This window comes from Pararhizobium polonicum, assembly GCF_001687365.1.
GTDB classification, from domain to species: domain Bacteria; phylum Pseudomonadota; class Alphaproteobacteria; order Rhizobiales; family Rhizobiaceae; genus Pararhizobium; species Pararhizobium polonicum.
Window position 1 is genome coordinate 409,816 of record NZ_LGLV01000008.1, and the last position, 15,490, is coordinate 425,305.

Genomic DNA, 15,490 nt, shown 5'->3' on the forward strand with positions numbered 1-15,490 from the left:
AGGATGGCCGGAACATGCGGGGAAGCCAGCCGGGTAACCTAACGTAATCTTCTCGTCAAAGGTGATGTAGGACGAGAGGTTTACCGTCTATCTCTTTAATCTGCATGCGATAACCGAAGATCGCCTCGAGATTGTCTTCGGTCAGAACCGCCTCCGGTGTTCCATCCGCGATCACCCCGCCGTCGCGCATTGCCACGATGCGGTCGGCATGGGCGGCTGCCTGGTTGATGTCGTGCAGCACGATGATGGCGGTGCGTTGCTTTTCATCGGCAATCGTCCGCAGCGAGCGCATCAGCTGGCGCGCATGGAACATATCGAGATTGTTCAGCGGCTCGTCGAGAAGCAGATAGTCCGTTCCCTGGCAGAAGGTCATGGCGACCATTGCCCGCTGACGCTGGCCGCCGGACAGGGTATCGATGAAACGCTCCGAAAGGGCCTGCAGATCGAATTGCGCCAGTGCAGCCTCGACAAGGACGTGATCTTCGGTGTCCGGCCGGCCCTGATGGTGCGGGAAGCGGCCGAACCCCACCAGTTCACGAACGGTGAGACGGCTGGCAACCGCGCCGTCCTGGCGCAGGATGGCCAGACGCTGCGCCAGTTTCCGGCTGGTCGTGGTTTCGACAGACAGGCCGTCGATGGTAATGCGGCCGCTTTGAAGCGGCTGCAGCCGGGCGATCAGCGAGAACAGGCTGGATTTTCCCGCACCGTTCGGCCCGACGAGAGCGGTGATGCCGCCCTTCGGCAGCGAGAGGTTGATATCGCGCAGGATCGGTGTGCCGCGGTGGGAAAGCGAGACGTTTTCGATCGCGATCATTTTCGGCTCCCGAGGATGAGCAGCAGAAGGAAGACGAGGCCGCCGACGAACTCGATCACCACGCCGAGCGTCGATGCACCGCCGATCCCATGCTGCAAAAAGGTCTGCCCGCCGACAAGGACGATGATTGCGACGAGGACCGCGGCAGGCAGCAGCAGGGCATGGCGCTGCGTTCGCATCAGGCGTTCCGCCAGCGCTGCGACCAGCAGCCCGAAGAAGGCGACCGGCCCGACCAGCGCCGTCGAGACCGCGACCAGCAGGGCAACGAGCAGCAGAAGCCCCGCCGTCGCCTTCGTCCAATTGACACCGAGCCCGATGGCGGTATCGCGGCCGAGCCCGATGATATCGAGCAGATGACGAGCGCGCCAACAGAGGGCTGCGGCCGCCAGCGTGACGACCGTGCCGAGAATGGTCAGATCGGCGCGCAGCGTGTTGAAATTGGCAAAGCTCGCGCCCTGAACGATGGCGAAGGCATTCGGGTCGAGCAGCCGCGACAGGAGCTGCGACAGGCTGCGAAACAGAAGGCCGAGCGTCACACCCATGAGCAGCAGCAGGTTCATGTCGACGCGCGTCTTCAGCAATGGCCAGAGCAGCGCCATGGCAAGGGCGATCATCAGTGCTACCTCGATGCCGAATTTCACGCCGCCGTTGAGACTGGCATAACCGAGGCCGCCGAGAGCAAAGACCAGCGTCGTCTGGCCGAAAAGGTAGAGGGCATCGAGCCCCATGATCGACGGCGTCAGGATGCGGTTTGCCGTCACCGTCTGGAACAGGACGGTCGAGACCGCGATGGAGATGGCCACCTGCAGCAGCGCCAAAAGCTTCAGTCCCCGCAATTGCAGGACGAAGGCGATATTGCCGCGCAGCTCCAGAGTCAGAAACGCAAGCATGGCCAGCAGCGCCATCGCCGCAAGCAGGATCAGCCGGCGGTCAGGCATGCGCGGCCCTAGCAAACATCAGCCGCAGGAACAGGAAAGCGCCGACAACGCCCATGACCGTTGCCACCGGAATTTCATAGGGGTAGCGCAGCACGCGGCCGAGCACATCGCAGCCGAGCACCAGCGTCGCACCGCTCAAGCCGACCCACGGGATCGTTCCGCGCAGGTTGTCACCCATGATGCGTGAGACGAGATTGGGCACGACCAGGCCGACGAAAGGAATGATGCCGACCACCACAACCGTCAGCGCCGAAATCACCGAGACGATGACGAGGCCGAGTTGCAGCACCCGCTGGTAGCTCAGACCCAGACCGATGCTGACGTCCCGACCGAGCGACAGCACGGTCAGCCGGTCGGCAACCCACCAGGCGATGGCCACCATGATGGCGGTTCCCCACAGCAGTTCGTAGCGGCCGCGCACGACGCCGGAAAATTCGCCGTTGGTCCAGATATCGACGAATTGCAGCAGCTCCGTCTGCCAGCCGATGAAGGTGACGACAGCACCGATGACGCCGCCGTAGACCAGGCCGAAGAGCGGCACGAGATAGGGTTGGGTCGGCGGCAGCCGGTGGGCTGTCATCATGAAGAGCGAGGTGCCGAGCAAGGCCAAGACGCTGGCCGCCAGCGTTTTCACCGCCAGCGATGCCGCCGGAAAGACAAGCGTCATGATCAGGATGCCCAGCGCCGCACTTTGTGCCGTTCCGGCTGTCGAGGGTTCGACGAAGCGATTGCGCACCATCGCCTGCATGATCAGGCCGGCGATGGAAAGGGCGGCCCCCGTCAGCACCGCCGCCATCGTTCGCGGCAACCGGCTGACGACAAACAGCTGCAATGCTGCGGGATCATTGAACATCCGCGCCAGCGAAAAGTCCCCGGCGCCGATGAAAATGCTCAAGACCACAAGCACGACAAAGGCCGCGCAGGCGGCCAGTTTCGCAGTCCGATGTTTTGCCGTTCGTTTCTCGGTCATTTCGTCCTGGAATAGGCCTCGGTGATGGCGGTGAATACCCGGCTCATCGCCTGAACACCACCCGCGGCGATGTAGAAATCCCCGGCCGGCAGATAGATGACCTGATCTTTTTTCCAGGCTGTGGTTTCGGCCACCAGTTCGTTGTCCAGCGTTGCCCTGGCGTTCTGGTCTTCCGAGCCGATCGCAGCTGCCCGATCCAGCACGAGCAGCCAGTCGGGATTGGCCTTGCGGATGAATTCGAAGGAGATGGCTTCGCCATGGGTCGCGGCTTCGACGTCCGGAACCGCGGGCGGCAGATCGAGCGCCGAATGCACCCAGCCGAACCGCGATCCCGGTCCATAGGCGGTCACCTTCGGGCCGTTGGTCATGATGATCAGCGCGGTTCCCTTGCCGGCAGCGGCATTGCGGGCCTTGCCGATCACAGTATCGAGCGCTTTGGCGGCGGCATCAGCCTGTGCCTCCTTGCCGAACAACGTGCCATAGGCCGATAGCCTGGTTTTCACCTGCGACACCAGATCGTCGCCATCCATGGTCATGTCGATGGTGGGGGCTACCTGCGCGGTCGCCGCAACCTGCGGCGAGGAGCGGCCGCCGACGATGATCAGGTCCGGATCCAGTTCGCTCAACGCTTCGAGATTGGGCTCGAAGATATCGCCGACGACCGTGCCGCCGCCCTTCAGATGCGCCAGTTCCGGCAGATAGAGGTTGGACGGCAGGCCGGCGATCTTGACGCCGAGACTGTCCAGCGTATCGATCGCCGCGATGTCGAACACCGCGATCTTCGCCGGCGTCGTTTCGATCGAGACGGTTCCGGTCGCGGTGCTGATGTCGGCGGCGTGGACTGCGCCTGCCAACACAAGCGCCAGCAGTCCCACGATCGTCGCTGTTTTCGTTTTCGCCATTGCCGCTTCCTAGAAGTTGACTGTTCGCCGGGCCGGTTCGCGTCCCTCGATCACCTGCCGGACCTGCCGCCTGTCCCGGCGCAGGATGTCGAGGCAATCTCCACCGAACCATTCCAGTGAAGCATCGATCTGCGGATCGCCGGAAATCTCGCCGAGAAAGCGCCCGTAATCGACGGTTCCTTCGAACAGGGGTGTCATCCCGTCCCGGCGTCCGGCCGCCGCATAGACATTGGCCGGCTCGAACACCGAAAGATCAGACCGGTCGCGAATGTTCTTCAAGTGATAGTGCCGGATATGCGGTTTCATCGTCCGGTGTACGGCCACCGGGTCGTCGCCACCTTCCCAGACATGCAGCGTATCGAAGTTGATGGCGAAGGAGGGGTGATTGACTTCCTCGATAAGACGCATGGTGGAAGTGGCGGTATCCGCCAGCGTTTCCGGATGTGTTTCCGCCAACAGATGAATGCCGTAACTCTCGGTGATAGCGCAGATGTCGCGCAGCCGCTCCACGATCAGGCGCCGGTCCTCTGTCGATGTCGCCAGGCTGCCGCGATTGCCGGCAAACGTCCGGATCTTCTTTGCCCGCCAGCGGCGTGCCAGCCGGCAAAGATCGACGGTCTTGCGGCGCAGCGTCTCCGGATCGGCGTTCACCGGCAGATAGTCGCTGATCATCGGCACCGACAGGCCGTAGCTATCCAGCCATTCCGCATTGCGATCCGGCTGTTGCGCCAGATTGCGCGCATGCGCGCCCCAGAGCTCGATGCCCTGAAAATCATTGGATTGCGCCCAGGCGGCGATTTCTCCGAGCGAGATCAGGTGGTGCCGGAAGGTGATGGTGCAGAGCGATACTTTCATCGCGCGGCCCTCTTGAGCATGGGAGGTTCAACGGATGCCGGAATGGTGCGCTCGCACCAGAGATCGAAGATCTCGGCCAGTTTGCCTTTCAGCTTCGTCTCCAGCCGGTCGGCTTCATCGAGCTTTTCGAAGACGGAGGCCGCCAGAGTGCGATCTTCCGTCTGGGCGAGCTTCATGCAGGCATAATGCAGCGTCTTCAGCGACTGGACGAAGGATTCGATCTCCTCGCACCATGTCTCGAATTCGGCAGCCGGCAGCTTCAGCGCCCGCCAGAAGAAGGCAAAACCGTGCTCATAGGCATATTTGCGGATGGTGATCACAGGCAATTCGCGCACCGCCGCCGTCAGGTCCGAAAGGCCGATGCCATCGGTCCCGTCCAGATGCGCCGTGACTATTTGTCTGACGGCATCGACCAGCGGGTTGCTGCCGTCAACGAAGCAGGCCTCGAAATAGGCCTTCAGATCCTGCGCATCCGGGGTTCTCGCCTGTGCATGATCGAAGACATAACCGCCGCCGACGGTCGGCTGCATGATGGCGTGGATGACTTTTTCCCGGGCGATCTCGCCTTCCCAGCGATAGTCCGGGTCGTGCACGAACCAGGTGTCCGGATCCTTGGTTTCCTGCAGCATGAGATAGTGCGGGAAGGGGTTCTGGTTGAACTTGTTCTCCCGCTCCGGCAGGTGGAACATGTCGAGCATGACCATGACGGAACCGGTCGCGCTGCGGTTCTTGACGAGATCGAGCAGAACGGCAAGGTTTTCGATCTTGGTTTTGTCGGGATCGTACCACTCGCGAACGGTGACGCCGTAGAGCTGCTGATACCACAGCCGGAAGAATTCCTGGCTGATCTCGGGTGCATGGTAGAGCAGCTGGAAATTGTCGCTGACGGCGAATTTCGCATCCCAGACGCCGAAGTAGAGTGGCCGGTGGTCCAGCCCCTGCCGCTTCAGGCCGTCGCAGACGCAGCTGACGAAGCAGTGGACCTTGATGTCGTAATAGGCTTCGCCATGCACACCCTCGTCGGTCGTGCCGCCGGTGAGCGCGAAGGACGGGACAGCGGCCGCGGTATCCTTCGGTGCGTAGAGCGCGACCAGATCGGCGACGGTCTCGATATCCTGCTTCGCAATCGCCTCTTCGGGAACGGACAGGCCGTATTCCAGTTCGATATTGAGGAAGATCTGCAGGATCAGGACGGAGTCGAGATAAAGGTCTTCGTTGAGACGCGCCTCCGGGCCGAAGCCGTCCATATGCGCATGCGCCATCTGCTCATTCAGCACCGTCTCGATGGCGGCGAGGATGTCCGTGTTCGTCATGATGCTGCTCCGGTGATCGGCCCTGCAACCGGTGTTGTAAACTCGCCGGCGGCATGACGCGTGGCCACGTCGCGGCGGCTGATCTTGCCATTGGCCTGCCGGGGAATGGTTTCCACCTGCAGGATGTCCATCGGCAGCTGATGGCTGGCGAGATGACGGCTGCACCATTGGCGCACCGCTTGCGGCGCGACCGACTCGCTTGCGCTGAACAGCAGCGCCACGCGCTCGCCGGCAAAGCGATCGCTCTTGCGGAAGGCAACGGCGTCGGTGACGGATGCCATGGTCATGACGGCATCCTCGACGTCCTTGGGATAGACGTTGAGGCCGGAGACATTGATCATGTCGTCCATGCGCGAAATGAAGACCAGCATCCCGTCATCGCGGATATAGCCGAGATCGCGGGTGTGGATGGCGATGCCATCCGTATTCTTCACGATAATCTCGCCGGTATCGTCCGCGCTGCTTCCCGTCTCCGCGGCAAGATGCGGCAGCACGAAACCCATGTCTCCGGTCGCCGTCACATCGGGGTTGATGGCGATGCAGCCCGATTCCGAGCAGCCGTATTGCTGGAACATATGCTGGCTCTTCGCCCGGATCAGGGCGAACCAGGCGTCGGGCAACAGCGTGCCCGAGGTCATGGTCGCGTGGATCTGTTCGCCGTCGGGCAGCAGCCGGGCCAGCGTGTGCAGGATCGCCGGCGAAGAGTAGAGCAGCGGGCGTTCGGTTTCGCGCAGCACTTTCAGGAGATATTTGGGATTGGCGGTGTTGACGATCACCGGCGTCTGGCCGCGCTTGAGCGCGACGAGAATGCCGCAGATCAGCCCATAGGAATGGGTGGTCGGGCAGGCGACGACCGGTGTCATCGTCTCCGGCTCGCGGAATGTCGCGACATAGCTCTCGATTTCCGCGTCGATCTCCTCCCAGCTCCGCGCCACGCATTTCGGCGCGCCGGTCGTGCCGGAACTCATCTGGAGAAGCTGACCCTTTGCCTCTACCACCACAGGCACATCCAGCACTTCGGCCGTCAGGCTGTTGTAGAACAGCCGGTCGCAGCCGGCGCCGATGGCGAGCTTGCGGGCTGCCGGATAAGGCGTGCCGGGATGGATCGGCAGCACGCTGGCACCCGCCTTGCGAATGGCGAAGAACAGCGACAGCCAGTCGATGGTTTCCGCAAAGCAGACCGCATAACGGCCGCCGGCGCGCGTCAGAAGGCCGGTCTGCTCTGCGAGGCGGGCCGAGGTTTCTTCGAAAGAGGCGTGATCGTAAAGCCTGTCATCAATCCGGATCATGGCTTTCTCCTTAATTGCAGCTGATCCGCAGCCAAGGCATTGGGTACCGTGTGGTGGTACTCAGGCTTGAGCGCGAACAGCTTCCGCGTCATCAGGGATTCGGTGAGGATATGCGGCTGGTCATAGCCGAGCTGTGCCTGGCGCTCCGCCATGCCGTGTTCGTCCGCGTAGGACGTGAGCAGGCTTGCGACGCGCTGCCAGAAGCGTGCCTCCGGCAGGTCGTAGCAATGGTCGAGAAGGTGGGAAATCTCGGTCAGATTGTAGACGAACAGCGTGTCCATCACCAGTTCGCGCAGCGAATCCAGGTTGTCCGTCCAGTAATACTGATCCGGCTCGGCATCGCGGTAGAGCGGGTTCAGCGACAGGAAATCCGGTGCCTTTGCGGGCTCGCGCAGAAATTCCGGGCAGAATTCCATGCTGTCGTGGAAATCGCGCAGGACGAGACGCACCGGCCAGCCGTCGCGGTGGACGAGCAGCATGTTTTGTCCATGCGCCTCCACGGCGATGCCGTGATGAACCAGCAGATGCCAGACGGGCAGGACGGCGATCTCGATCAGCCGGTTCATCCACGGCATCAGGCCGAAACGCCCGATCCAGTCGTCGGCAAACGGCCTGCCATCCGTCTCCACCATCATTAGCGCATTGAACGGAATGACCGCTTCGCCCGGCGCGAGCGTCGCCTGCGCGCTCTGGCGCCAGATGGCACCGATCTGGCCTGCGAGAGGGCCATCGGCATCGGCGATGATACCGGCATATTCCTGCAGGATGGTCAGCGGATACCGCTCGGCAAACAGAGGGTCGGCGGCAACGGTGTCGCCGATCCAGCAGGAGAGGGCCGGGGCGGTGCAGACCGAGTGCGGCTCCAGCGTCCGCCGCGACGACGTGTTGACCATGTTGAGCGGCAGCTTGACGCTGGCCGCCAATGGACGGTCCGCGTTCAGCAGGGACCGCACCGACTGGGTTGCGGTGTAGCGGTCACCGGCCGGGCCGAGGCAATAGGCATCACCGGCCGCGATCCAGCCCGAAAACAGAGCTTCTCCAAGATTGTGCCATTGCCAGGGATGCAGCGGCACAAGCCCGAAGTCTTCCGACGATAGCTCCAGTTGCTCCTGCATGGCCTGCAGATGCGACCATGTCTCCGGGCCAAGCTCCGCCTCCCAGAACGCCTGTTCATCGGCAGGCAGGGCCTGCTTCAGATGCTTGCGCGCAATCAGCAGCCAGACCAGCTGGAAGGCCTTGCCCGTCTCCGGGCCATAGGCGGCATGATCCGCATCGGAAAAGCCGGTGCGCGCCTTGTAGCAGGGGTGATAGGGGTGTCCTTCGTCCAGCGCACCCTCCAGCGCGGCAAAGGACATGGACCGGCGGGGCCGTGCCGGAACGTTGCGATCGTTCCATTCGGAAAAGGCGATCGTCTGCTTCATTTCGCCGAGCAGTTTGCCACGGGTAATGCCCGTGCCGGGCAGGGCGGAGACGAGCCGGGCCAGCGATGCTTCGCCCCAGGCACCATCTTCGTCCTGCACCTCCACCGAGCCTGCCACAGGGCGGATGCGGCCGAACGGGCCGATGGTTCCGTTGCAGCGATAGCTCAGGCCACCGAGCGACCAATGGAAATGCGTCAGCCCATGTTCGAGGCTTTGGCGTGCATCGATCACGCCTTCGAACAGCAGTGTTGCCACGAGCTGGCGCAGCACGCGTTCGCCGGGCTGTCCTTTCAGCTCAAGAGGCAATGGCATGGCTAGTCCTTGGGATGGTCAATGCCGCAGGCGCCCTCAAGGGATTCGGCACGGGGCGGTAAAGCGTCGGTGCATTGTCGGATTGCAGTTCGTCGACGTCGAACAGCCGTGTCGTCAGGTTGGCCTTGGAGGCGATCGTCGGCAGGTCGAGAACATGGCGGGCAAAATCGCGGCCGGCTCCCGTCATTTTCGAGGCGCAGCGCTCCAGATGGGCGCGCAGCAGGCGCAAAAGCTGGCCTTCGTCGCACAGACCGTCATGTCCCATGCGGCTGATGACCGAGAAGACCTGGTTGACGATGAGGTAATAGGCGAACCGGTCGCGAATTTCGCTTTCGGCAAAATAGAGCGAGGCAATGGTTTCTGTCTCGGGAACATGGCCGACAAGCAAGCTGCGATAGCGCTCGGACAGGTAGAAGCCCTGATTGTCACGGTAATAGCTGACCGACGGATAGCCCGCGCCGATATCCAGCAGGCTGTTCTGCTGATGGGCCTCGAGCGCCACGCCGTGATCGTCGTAAAGCTGGATCAGCGGCTCGACCGCGCAGGTGAGGTAATGCCGGAACCAGGCAAGGCAGACATCGGGCAGGGGCTCGCCGTCTCTTGCGGCGATCGCGCGGATGATGCGTTCCAGCCTCGACGGCTCACCGGGGAGCGGGTCGGCTGTCAGCGCCGCCACGGTGATGACGCCTCGTCCCTTGCTTCCCGCAAAGGGGTTTTCCCGCAGGATGACTTCGAAGCCGCTTTCGCTGCGGCCGGGCATGTCGAGCGTGATATAGGCGGGATCCCGAATGATCCGGAAGTTCTGCGAGCGTTCGGCAAACCCGATCCGGTCGATCAGCTTGGCCATCGCAACGCCCGCCTCCAGTTCCTGCCGCCGGTTGAGGCGCACGGAATTGGTGATGCGGACTGGCAGCGAGAATTTGAGCATCCAGTTCTCATCGGCGCTGTAGACCGTGCGGACGGACGATGTTGCGGTAAAGAGCGAACCGGCGGGGCCTAGATGGCGCAACAGGCCGTCCTGTTGCAGCGCCCGGACCTCGGGATCGAGAAGCAGGGCTTCCGCCTGGAGCGGATGCATCGGCAGCAGATATTCGTCATCGCCGATCGACAGGTTTTCGCCATTCGCGCTTACCAATGAACGGACGATCTCGTGCGCTGCGGCCGGACGTGCCGATGCATGCCGGACATGGCCGGTCTTTACCGCGAAATAATGCAATTTGAACTGGCCGCGCAGCTCCGGCGCATAGCTTTCCTGCTGCCAGAAGGTCATGCCCTGCCGGCTCTTCGGTGTCGGGTGCAGCCAGTGGCCGAAGACGAGCGACTGCTCGGCCTCGATGAAGCCGCCGCCGGTTGCCGGTGTGGGCAGCCCCTTGTCGATATAAAGCGATGTCTGCTGGTAGCTGTCGAGAACGCGCATCAGCAGTTCGAGTTCGAAGCCACGCAAGGCATCGACGTGACCTTCCTCTACCTGACGATAGGTCTCGTGAACGAGGTTATGAAGCGCCGACATCAGCTCGATCTGCCGCCAGTTCGAATCCGGTACGCCCCGGCACCAGACCCGGCCGAAATGTTGCGGACCGCACAGGGAGGATGAGGTGATCTCGACGCGCAGGACGATCTGCTGGCGCGGCATCGACCATTCGATGCAGTCGACCGGACCGCTCAGGGTCCGATGCATCACCGGCACGCCGGAATTCACCTCGCGCAGATAGCAATTGGCGAAACTCTGGAAGGTCGCCGTTTCTGCGATTTGCCTAGACGATTGCATTCTTGTCCATCCTCGGCATGCAACACGCAACGCCACGCAAAAGCGTTGCCGAACCCTCGGTCAACGCATTGAATTTTCTGATCGGACGGGCCTATGCCCGAATGGATGCCTCTGTCTCAGCCTGTTGCCTGCCATTGGAGCGGGCCGGTATTTTCCCTGAAGGCGAACCGCAGGAGGTGATCCTCGACCACGGATTTGGTATCCGCCAGATTGGCATCGTCGGGTGAGCGCACCCGGATGTGCAGTCCATCCGCATCGGCTTCGAGAAATCCGGTTCCGCAGGAAAACATCAGCTCACCACGATCGCCGGTCTGGGCCACGTCGATCTTGTGGGCGAAATGCTTGCAGAGCTGGGTCAGATATTTCTGGCCGTTTTCCGTGGCGAAACGGGTTGTTGCTTCTTGCATCGGGAACTCCTGTCTTTCGACGTTTTGTCGCAAGGAACGGGGTGCCAGCACCCGTTCTCGTTGTCAGCAACCGTCACGCAGGACGGCTCGCGCCAGGACGATCAGAACGTCGCCTTGGCGGTCAGCATGAAGGCGCGGCCCTGTTCGTAGAGCGGCGTTACCGTTCCGAATTCCTGGCCGTAGGTCGCACGGTCCGAGTAGGTTTCATCGAAGATGTTCTTCAGATCGGCCCGGAATGTCAGGTTCGGCCGGGTCGGTGGCTTGTATTCAACGAAGGCATTGAAGACTTCGTAGCCCTTGTAAGCCCTGTAATTGGGGGCGAGTTCGGCATCCGCGCCAACGGTGACACCCCAGTCGGTAAAGGTGTGGACCGCCTGCAAGGTGATGAACTGGCCTCCCGGAGCCGCCAGATAGGTGCCGAGATCGGAATCGGCTGGATTCCCGTCGATTTCAACATCGATATTGGCGTATTTCACCTTGAAGGAACCGTCGCCCCAGCTGTAGCCACCGCCGATTTCAAACCCTCTGGAGCGAACGTCATGCGCCTCGATGCCGCGCAGGACTGCGTATCTTGGGGAGCGCGCGTCATCGAGATTGGTCTGGAAGACGCTGCCTTCGATGGTGAAGTCGTTGTAGGTCGCCTCCAGCCCGACATTGAAATTGTCGGAGGTAACCGGCTTCGGTCCACTGCCGTAATCCCAATTGGGATTCATGATGAAGTTTTCAGCGAGCGGAATACCGGCCCAGACATGCGAATAGCCGGCTTTTGCGATCAGGAAATCCTCGATCAGATCGTATTCGCCGGAAATATTGCCGCTGAAGCCCGAATGGCTCCATTCCTCACCGGTGGTGCCGGTGAATTTCTGGGTGTCGCCGCGAGCGCCGAAGGAAAGCCGCGTCCGATCCCAAGGTTCGATTCGTGCCTGTGTGTAGATGCCGACATTGCGCGATTTTTCGGTGCCAGGATCAAACATATCCTCCAGTTCCGCTTTGTCGCTGTAGAAATCGATGCCGGCGACGATGTTGCCGATGTCGAAGGAGAACTTGTTCTCGAACTTGCCGTTGAAGCTCTCTGTTGTGCCGATACCGTTATAGGGCGGAATATTGAATCTCGGATTCAGGTATACGGGTGTCTCAAGTTCGGTCTTGCTGTAGGCCAGCACCAGTTTCGGATCCCACCAGCCCTCGGGCGTACTGTCGGTATAGGTGAAAACGGTATTTTGACGGTCAAGCTTGTAGTCGCGAACCCGTGGCTCCCACTCGGGACGCCCTTCGATGAAGCCCGTATTGGCGCGATATGGCCGTGGTGCATCATCGTGAACACGTTCGTGGCTGATCGAGACGCGGTCGCCGCTCTCGAACTCGTAGGCAAGCTTTCCAAGGCCACTCAGAATATCGGTGCTGGTGCCCTGAACGCCTTTGCCGTTGCCGGCGGTGAAATCATTGCCGTTGCCGAAATTGAACGAACCGAGAAATTCCAGACCCTCATGAAGGCCATAGGCCGTAAGGCCGGTCGTCACCGTGTCGCTGTTGAAATTGTAGCTTGAGCTGATGGAGCCGCCGAAGCCGTCGCCATCCAGCAGGTCGCGGGCATCCTTCGTCTCATAGGCGATGGCGCCGCCCAGCGCTCCGGGACCGGCATCGGCCGGCGCGACACCGGCATCGACACCGACAGCCTTCAGCAGGCTCGGATCGATCAGGTTGGTGCCGGCATGGTGGAAAACCTTGTTGTTCTGGCGGCTGCCGTCGATGGTCACCGCAAGGTTGGTTTCCTCGATGCCGTGGACATAGACCTTCTGCGACATCGGCAGGGAGCTGCCGACTGCAATGCCCGGCTGGCCGGAGAAGACATCGGCGACGCTGGCCGGGTTCTTCTGCTCCAGGTCTTCAGCCGAGATCTGAATTTCGCCGGCGCCCGGACTGCCGCCGCCGAAGACCGAAATGGGTTCGAGCAAGGTTCCGTCACCGGCGACGGCCGCGCCGCTATCGCCCGCCGAAGCGGCCGAGCCGATCACGGCCGTTCCGCCGGAAATCTGATAGGAAATGCCCGTGCCGGACAAAAGCTGGGCCAGCGCCTGCTGCGGCTCCAGCGTCCCACGGACGGGGCTGGAGCGAACGCCGCGCGATGTCGCGGCGGCAAGCGTTACCTGCAGGCCGGATTGCCGCCCAAAAGCGTTGAGCGCGCTGGAGAGCGGCTGGGACGGGATATTGAAGCTGCGGGCATTGCTGACCCGCGAGGTCCTCTCCTGCGCCGATACCGGAGAAAGGGGCATCAGGGCAAGGGACGACAGTCCGACGATCGCCGTTGTGGCAGCCAGGCGCACACCGATGGCACGGCGGCCCTTTGCTTTCAAAAATGTATTTCCATTGCGGCATGTCGGCGAACGCATTTTACCCCCGTCTCGGTTTCCGGCGCATTGCCCCTGCATGCGCTTCCAACCAAAGACGACCGGCTCCGGATTTTTTTTCACCGTATCCGGTTTTTTTCTTGATTATTTACGTCATCTTAAAATCGGGCCAGGACGCGCCCGTACGGCGTCACCGCATGAACCCTGCCGCCAAAGGGTTTTACCATTGCCTCAAGGGCGCTATCCGGGTTGTTAAGATCATAAAGGCCGGTCACCCGGCGCGATGCCAGTGCCGGATCCGGAACGCTGATCCAGGCGTGATGATAGCGCTGCAGTCGTTCCGCCGCGGCGCCCACGGTGACGTCGTTGACGAACATCTTTCCGGTTCTCCAGGCGGCAACATCCTCCGGCGCGATCGTGGCGCGCATCACGGTGCCCGTGCCATGCTTGATCGCCGCCATCTCGCCGGGTGAGAGCTCGAAGCTCTGCTTATGGTCCGGTCCGTCATAGGAGATCGCCACGATGCCGCGCGCCAACTCGACCGTCGTTTCGCCGTCGGCCAGTTGCACGTCGAAGGCCGTTCCCAGCACCTCGACCGCGACACCTCCGGCATTGACCGTGAAGGGCCGCGCCGCATCATGTGCGACATCGAAAAATGCCTCTCCGGACAGGAGCGTGACGCGGCGCACGGATGCGGTGATCTCGGTTGCGATGGCGCTGCCTCCGCCCATTTCGATGACGGTGCCATCCTCCAGCGTCAGGGTCCGGCTTTCGGCCGTCCGGGTGATGTGATCCGCCTGCAGGCGCAGAAGCAGGGAGGGGCCGGCAAGAAGGACGAGGGCACAGGCCGCAATCGCCAGGACTGCTCCGGCCGTCCATGCCTTCCAGCGGCGGCGCGGCGGCGGCAATACGGTGACGGCGGCGGACGGTTTCCAGAGATGCTCGTAAGCCGGCGGCACCTCACCGAGAAGCACCCAGGTCTTCAAGGCCTGTTCAAAGGCGCGCCCATGCATTGGCGAATGCGACAGCCATGCCTGGAAATCCTGTTCAACCGCTGGACAGCCCGGCTGCGCCTTGAGATTGAGAAACCAGTCCATGGCTTCTTCCAGTGTCGCTGCCGGTATGTGGTTGTCCTGGGTCAAAATTCTACCTGCACCGCTCGGGTCATGCCTCATGGGCACTTTTAGCCGAATCATCCTCTGTTTTACAAAGACGAATTGCGGTCGATTTTTTTTCACATGGATCGCGGATTTTTAGGATGCATTGGCCATCAGCATGGTCGCCACCCGCATCATGGCGGTTCGCACATGACGATGGGCTGTTGCAACCGAGATGCCCAGATGAGCCGCGATTTCTTCCAGCGTGTAGCCGCCGAAGCGATGCATCTCGAGCGCGACGCGGACCTCGACCGGAAGATCGTCGAGAACCGCGGATATTTGCCGCATCTCGTCGGTCACCACGACGAAGTCTTCCGGTGTCGGCACCTCATTCGGTATCGACCAGAAAGGCGGCTCGTTCTGCTGTTCGCGCGTCTCGACCTTCTGGCGTTTCAGGAGGTCGAAGGAAAGATTGCGAACGATCTTGTAGAGATAGGGCAGCATCTGCCCGGACGTGCCGGTATTGGCAGGGGCAAACCGCAGGAATGCATCCTGCACGATATCCTCTGCCGTTTCCCGCGATCCGAGGATACGGGTGGCGTAGGCGACCAAGGCCGTCCGATTGGCGATATAGACCTCATGGCGGGCTTCCATGTCGATCATGGCCTCAGTCCGCGCCATGCAGGTTTGATCTGATGTGCGGCATTGGCTCCCATCGCGGCTTCCGTTGCTCATCGGCTGATCCAGGCTGCCACCGGCATAAACGGCGAGTTGGCATCCACATTAAAACTAGCCTGTAATTATCATGTTTATTTTACAGGTCCACCGCCGTTTTGGTTTTTCTCCTTTATCTTCGTCAGCCGCCGCGTAAAGATCGGGCCGGCTCGATCAGCCCATGCGCTCCGAAGCGTAGGATCCCGGGCTTGCCGGGAAGACGACGGTGCGGTTGCCGTTGATGAAGGTGCGGTGGTGGATATGGGCATGCACCGCGCGGGCCAGAACCTGGCTTTCGACATCGCGGCCGATCGAGACGTAATCCTCGGCCGACTGCGCATG

The 15,490-nt window shown here is 61.7% G+C and carries 13 protein-coding genes and 1 pseudogene; all 14 read right to left on the reverse strand.

Translation table 11 applies throughout. The features are described from left to right. Window positions 1-55: 55 nt before the first annotated feature. Window positions 56-814, reverse strand: coding sequence for an iron ABC transporter ATP-binding protein (locus ADU59_RS14805; protein ID WP_068954873.1), 759 nt, complete (start codon window positions 812-814; stop codon window positions 56-58). Beyond that, window positions 811-1,752 (reverse strand): iron chelate uptake ABC transporter family permease subunit, encoded by a 942-nt coding sequence (locus ADU59_RS14810; RefSeq protein WP_068954874.1) that lies wholly within the window; start codon window positions 1,750-1,752, stop codon window positions 811-813. Before ADU59_RS14810 ends, ADU59_RS14805 begins: the two co-directional genes overlap by 4 nt. Further along, window positions 1,745-2,722 carry an ABC transporter permease gene (locus ADU59_RS14815; RefSeq protein ID WP_068954875.1) on the reverse strand — a complete coding sequence of 326 codons (978 nt, stop codon included), beginning with the start codon at window positions 2,720-2,722 and terminating at the stop codon, window positions 1,745-1,747. The genes ADU59_RS14810 and ADU59_RS14815 overlap by 8 nt, the downstream gene beginning before the upstream one ends. Further along, window positions 2,719-3,624: a siderophore ABC transporter substrate-binding protein gene (locus tag ADU59_RS14820; RefSeq protein WP_068954876.1), complete on the reverse strand. Its 906-nt coding sequence runs from the start codon at window positions 3,622-3,624 to the stop codon at window positions 2,719-2,721. The genes ADU59_RS14815 and ADU59_RS14820 overlap by 4 nt, the downstream gene beginning before the upstream one ends. Before the next feature lie 9 nt (window positions 3,625-3,633). Next, window positions 3,634-4,479: a sugar phosphate isomerase/epimerase family protein gene (locus tag ADU59_RS14825; RefSeq protein ID WP_068954877.1), complete on the reverse strand. Its 846-nt coding sequence runs from the start codon at window positions 4,477-4,479 to the stop codon at window positions 3,634-3,636. After that, window positions 4,476-5,792: a DUF6005 family protein gene (locus tag ADU59_RS14830; RefSeq protein WP_068954878.1), complete on the reverse strand. Its 1,317-nt coding sequence runs from the start codon at window positions 5,790-5,792 to the stop codon at window positions 4,476-4,478. Before ADU59_RS14830 ends, ADU59_RS14825 begins: the two co-directional genes overlap by 4 nt. Then, a complete protein-coding gene (locus ADU59_RS14835; protein WP_068954879.1) occupies window positions 5,789-7,081 on the reverse strand; it encodes an AMP-binding protein in 1,293 nt (430 codons plus the stop codon). The genes ADU59_RS14830 and ADU59_RS14835 overlap by 4 nt, the downstream gene beginning before the upstream one ends. Further along, window positions 7,078-8,814 (reverse strand): IucA/IucC family protein, encoded by a 1,737-nt coding sequence (locus ADU59_RS14840; RefSeq protein ID WP_068954880.1) that lies wholly within the window; start codon window positions 8,812-8,814, stop codon window positions 7,078-7,080. The genes ADU59_RS14835 and ADU59_RS14840 overlap by 4 nt, the downstream gene beginning before the upstream one ends. Further along, window positions 8,798-10,582 carry an IucA/IucC family protein gene (locus ADU59_RS14845; protein ID WP_068954881.1) on the reverse strand — a complete coding sequence of 595 codons (1,785 nt, stop codon included), beginning with the start codon at window positions 10,580-10,582 and terminating at the stop codon, window positions 8,798-8,800. Before ADU59_RS14845 ends, ADU59_RS14840 begins: the two co-directional genes overlap by 17 nt. A gap of 116 nt (window positions 10,583-10,698) precedes the next feature. Beyond that, window positions 10,699-10,989: a DUF2218 domain-containing protein gene (locus ADU59_RS14850; RefSeq protein ID WP_068954882.1), complete on the reverse strand. Its 291-nt coding sequence runs from the start codon at window positions 10,987-10,989 to the stop codon at window positions 10,699-10,701. 101 nt (window positions 10,990-11,090) lie between these two features. Then, on the reverse strand, window positions 11,091-13,343 hold the full coding sequence (locus tag ADU59_RS14855) for a TonB-dependent receptor (RefSeq protein ID WP_244506429.1): 2,253 nt from the start codon (window positions 13,341-13,343) through the stop codon (window positions 11,091-11,093). A gap of 152 nt (window positions 13,344-13,495) precedes the next feature. Further along, complete coding sequence (locus ADU59_RS14860; protein WP_158515726.1) at window positions 13,496-14,479, reverse strand: FecR family protein; 984 nt, start codon at window positions 14,477-14,479, stop codon at window positions 13,496-13,498. 111 nt (window positions 14,480-14,590) lie between these two features. Further along, window positions 14,591-15,097, reverse strand: coding sequence for an RNA polymerase sigma factor (locus ADU59_RS14865; RefSeq protein ID WP_068954933.1), 507 nt, complete (start codon window positions 15,095-15,097; stop codon window positions 14,591-14,593). A 225-nt stretch (window positions 15,098-15,322) separates the two neighbouring features. Next, a pseudogene (gene purU, locus ADU59_RS14870) lies at window positions 15,323-15,490 on the reverse strand (formyltetrahydrofolate deformylase); the annotation flags it as partial.

Excerpts from the sequence above, each read along its gene's own strand:
- ADU59_RS14805 (WP_068954873.1), bottom strand. The coding sequence starts at position 814 with ATGATCGCGATCGAAAACGTCTCGCTTTCCCACCGCGGCACACCGATC.
- ADU59_RS14810 (WP_068954874.1), bottom strand. The coding sequence starts at position 1,752 with ATGCCTGACCGCCGGCTGATCCTGCTTGCGGCGATGGCGCTGCTGGCC.
- ADU59_RS14815 (WP_068954875.1), bottom strand. The coding sequence starts at position 2,722 with ATGACCGAGAAACGAACGGCAAAACATCGGACTGCGAAACTGGCCGCC.
- ADU59_RS14820 (WP_068954876.1), bottom strand. The coding sequence starts at position 3,624 with ATGGCGAAAACGAAAACAGCGACGATCGTGGGACTGCTGGCGCTTGTG.
- ADU59_RS14825 (WP_068954877.1), bottom strand. The coding sequence starts at position 4,479 with ATGAAAGTATCGCTCTGCACCATCACCTTCCGGCACCACCTGATCTCG.
- ADU59_RS14830 (WP_068954878.1), bottom strand. The coding sequence starts at position 5,792 with ATGACGAACACGGACATCCTCGCCGCCATCGAGACGGTGCTGAATGAG.
- ADU59_RS14835 (WP_068954879.1), bottom strand. The coding sequence starts at position 7,081 with ATGATCCGGATTGATGACAGGCTTTACGATCACGCCTCTTTCGAAGAA.
- ADU59_RS14840 (WP_068954880.1), bottom strand. The coding sequence starts at position 8,814 with ATGCCATTGCCTCTTGAGCTGAAAGGACAGCCCGGCGAACGCGTGCTG.
- ADU59_RS14845 (WP_068954881.1), bottom strand. The coding sequence starts at position 10,582 with ATGCAATCGTCTAGGCAAATCGCAGAAACGGCGACCTTCCAGAGTTTC.
- ADU59_RS14850 (WP_068954882.1), bottom strand. The coding sequence starts at position 10,989 with ATGCAAGAAGCAACAACCCGTTTCGCCACGGAAAACGGCCAGAAATAT.
- ADU59_RS14865 (WP_068954933.1), bottom strand. The coding sequence starts at position 15,097 with ATGATCGACATGGAAGCCCGCCATGAGGTCTATATCGCCAATCGGACG.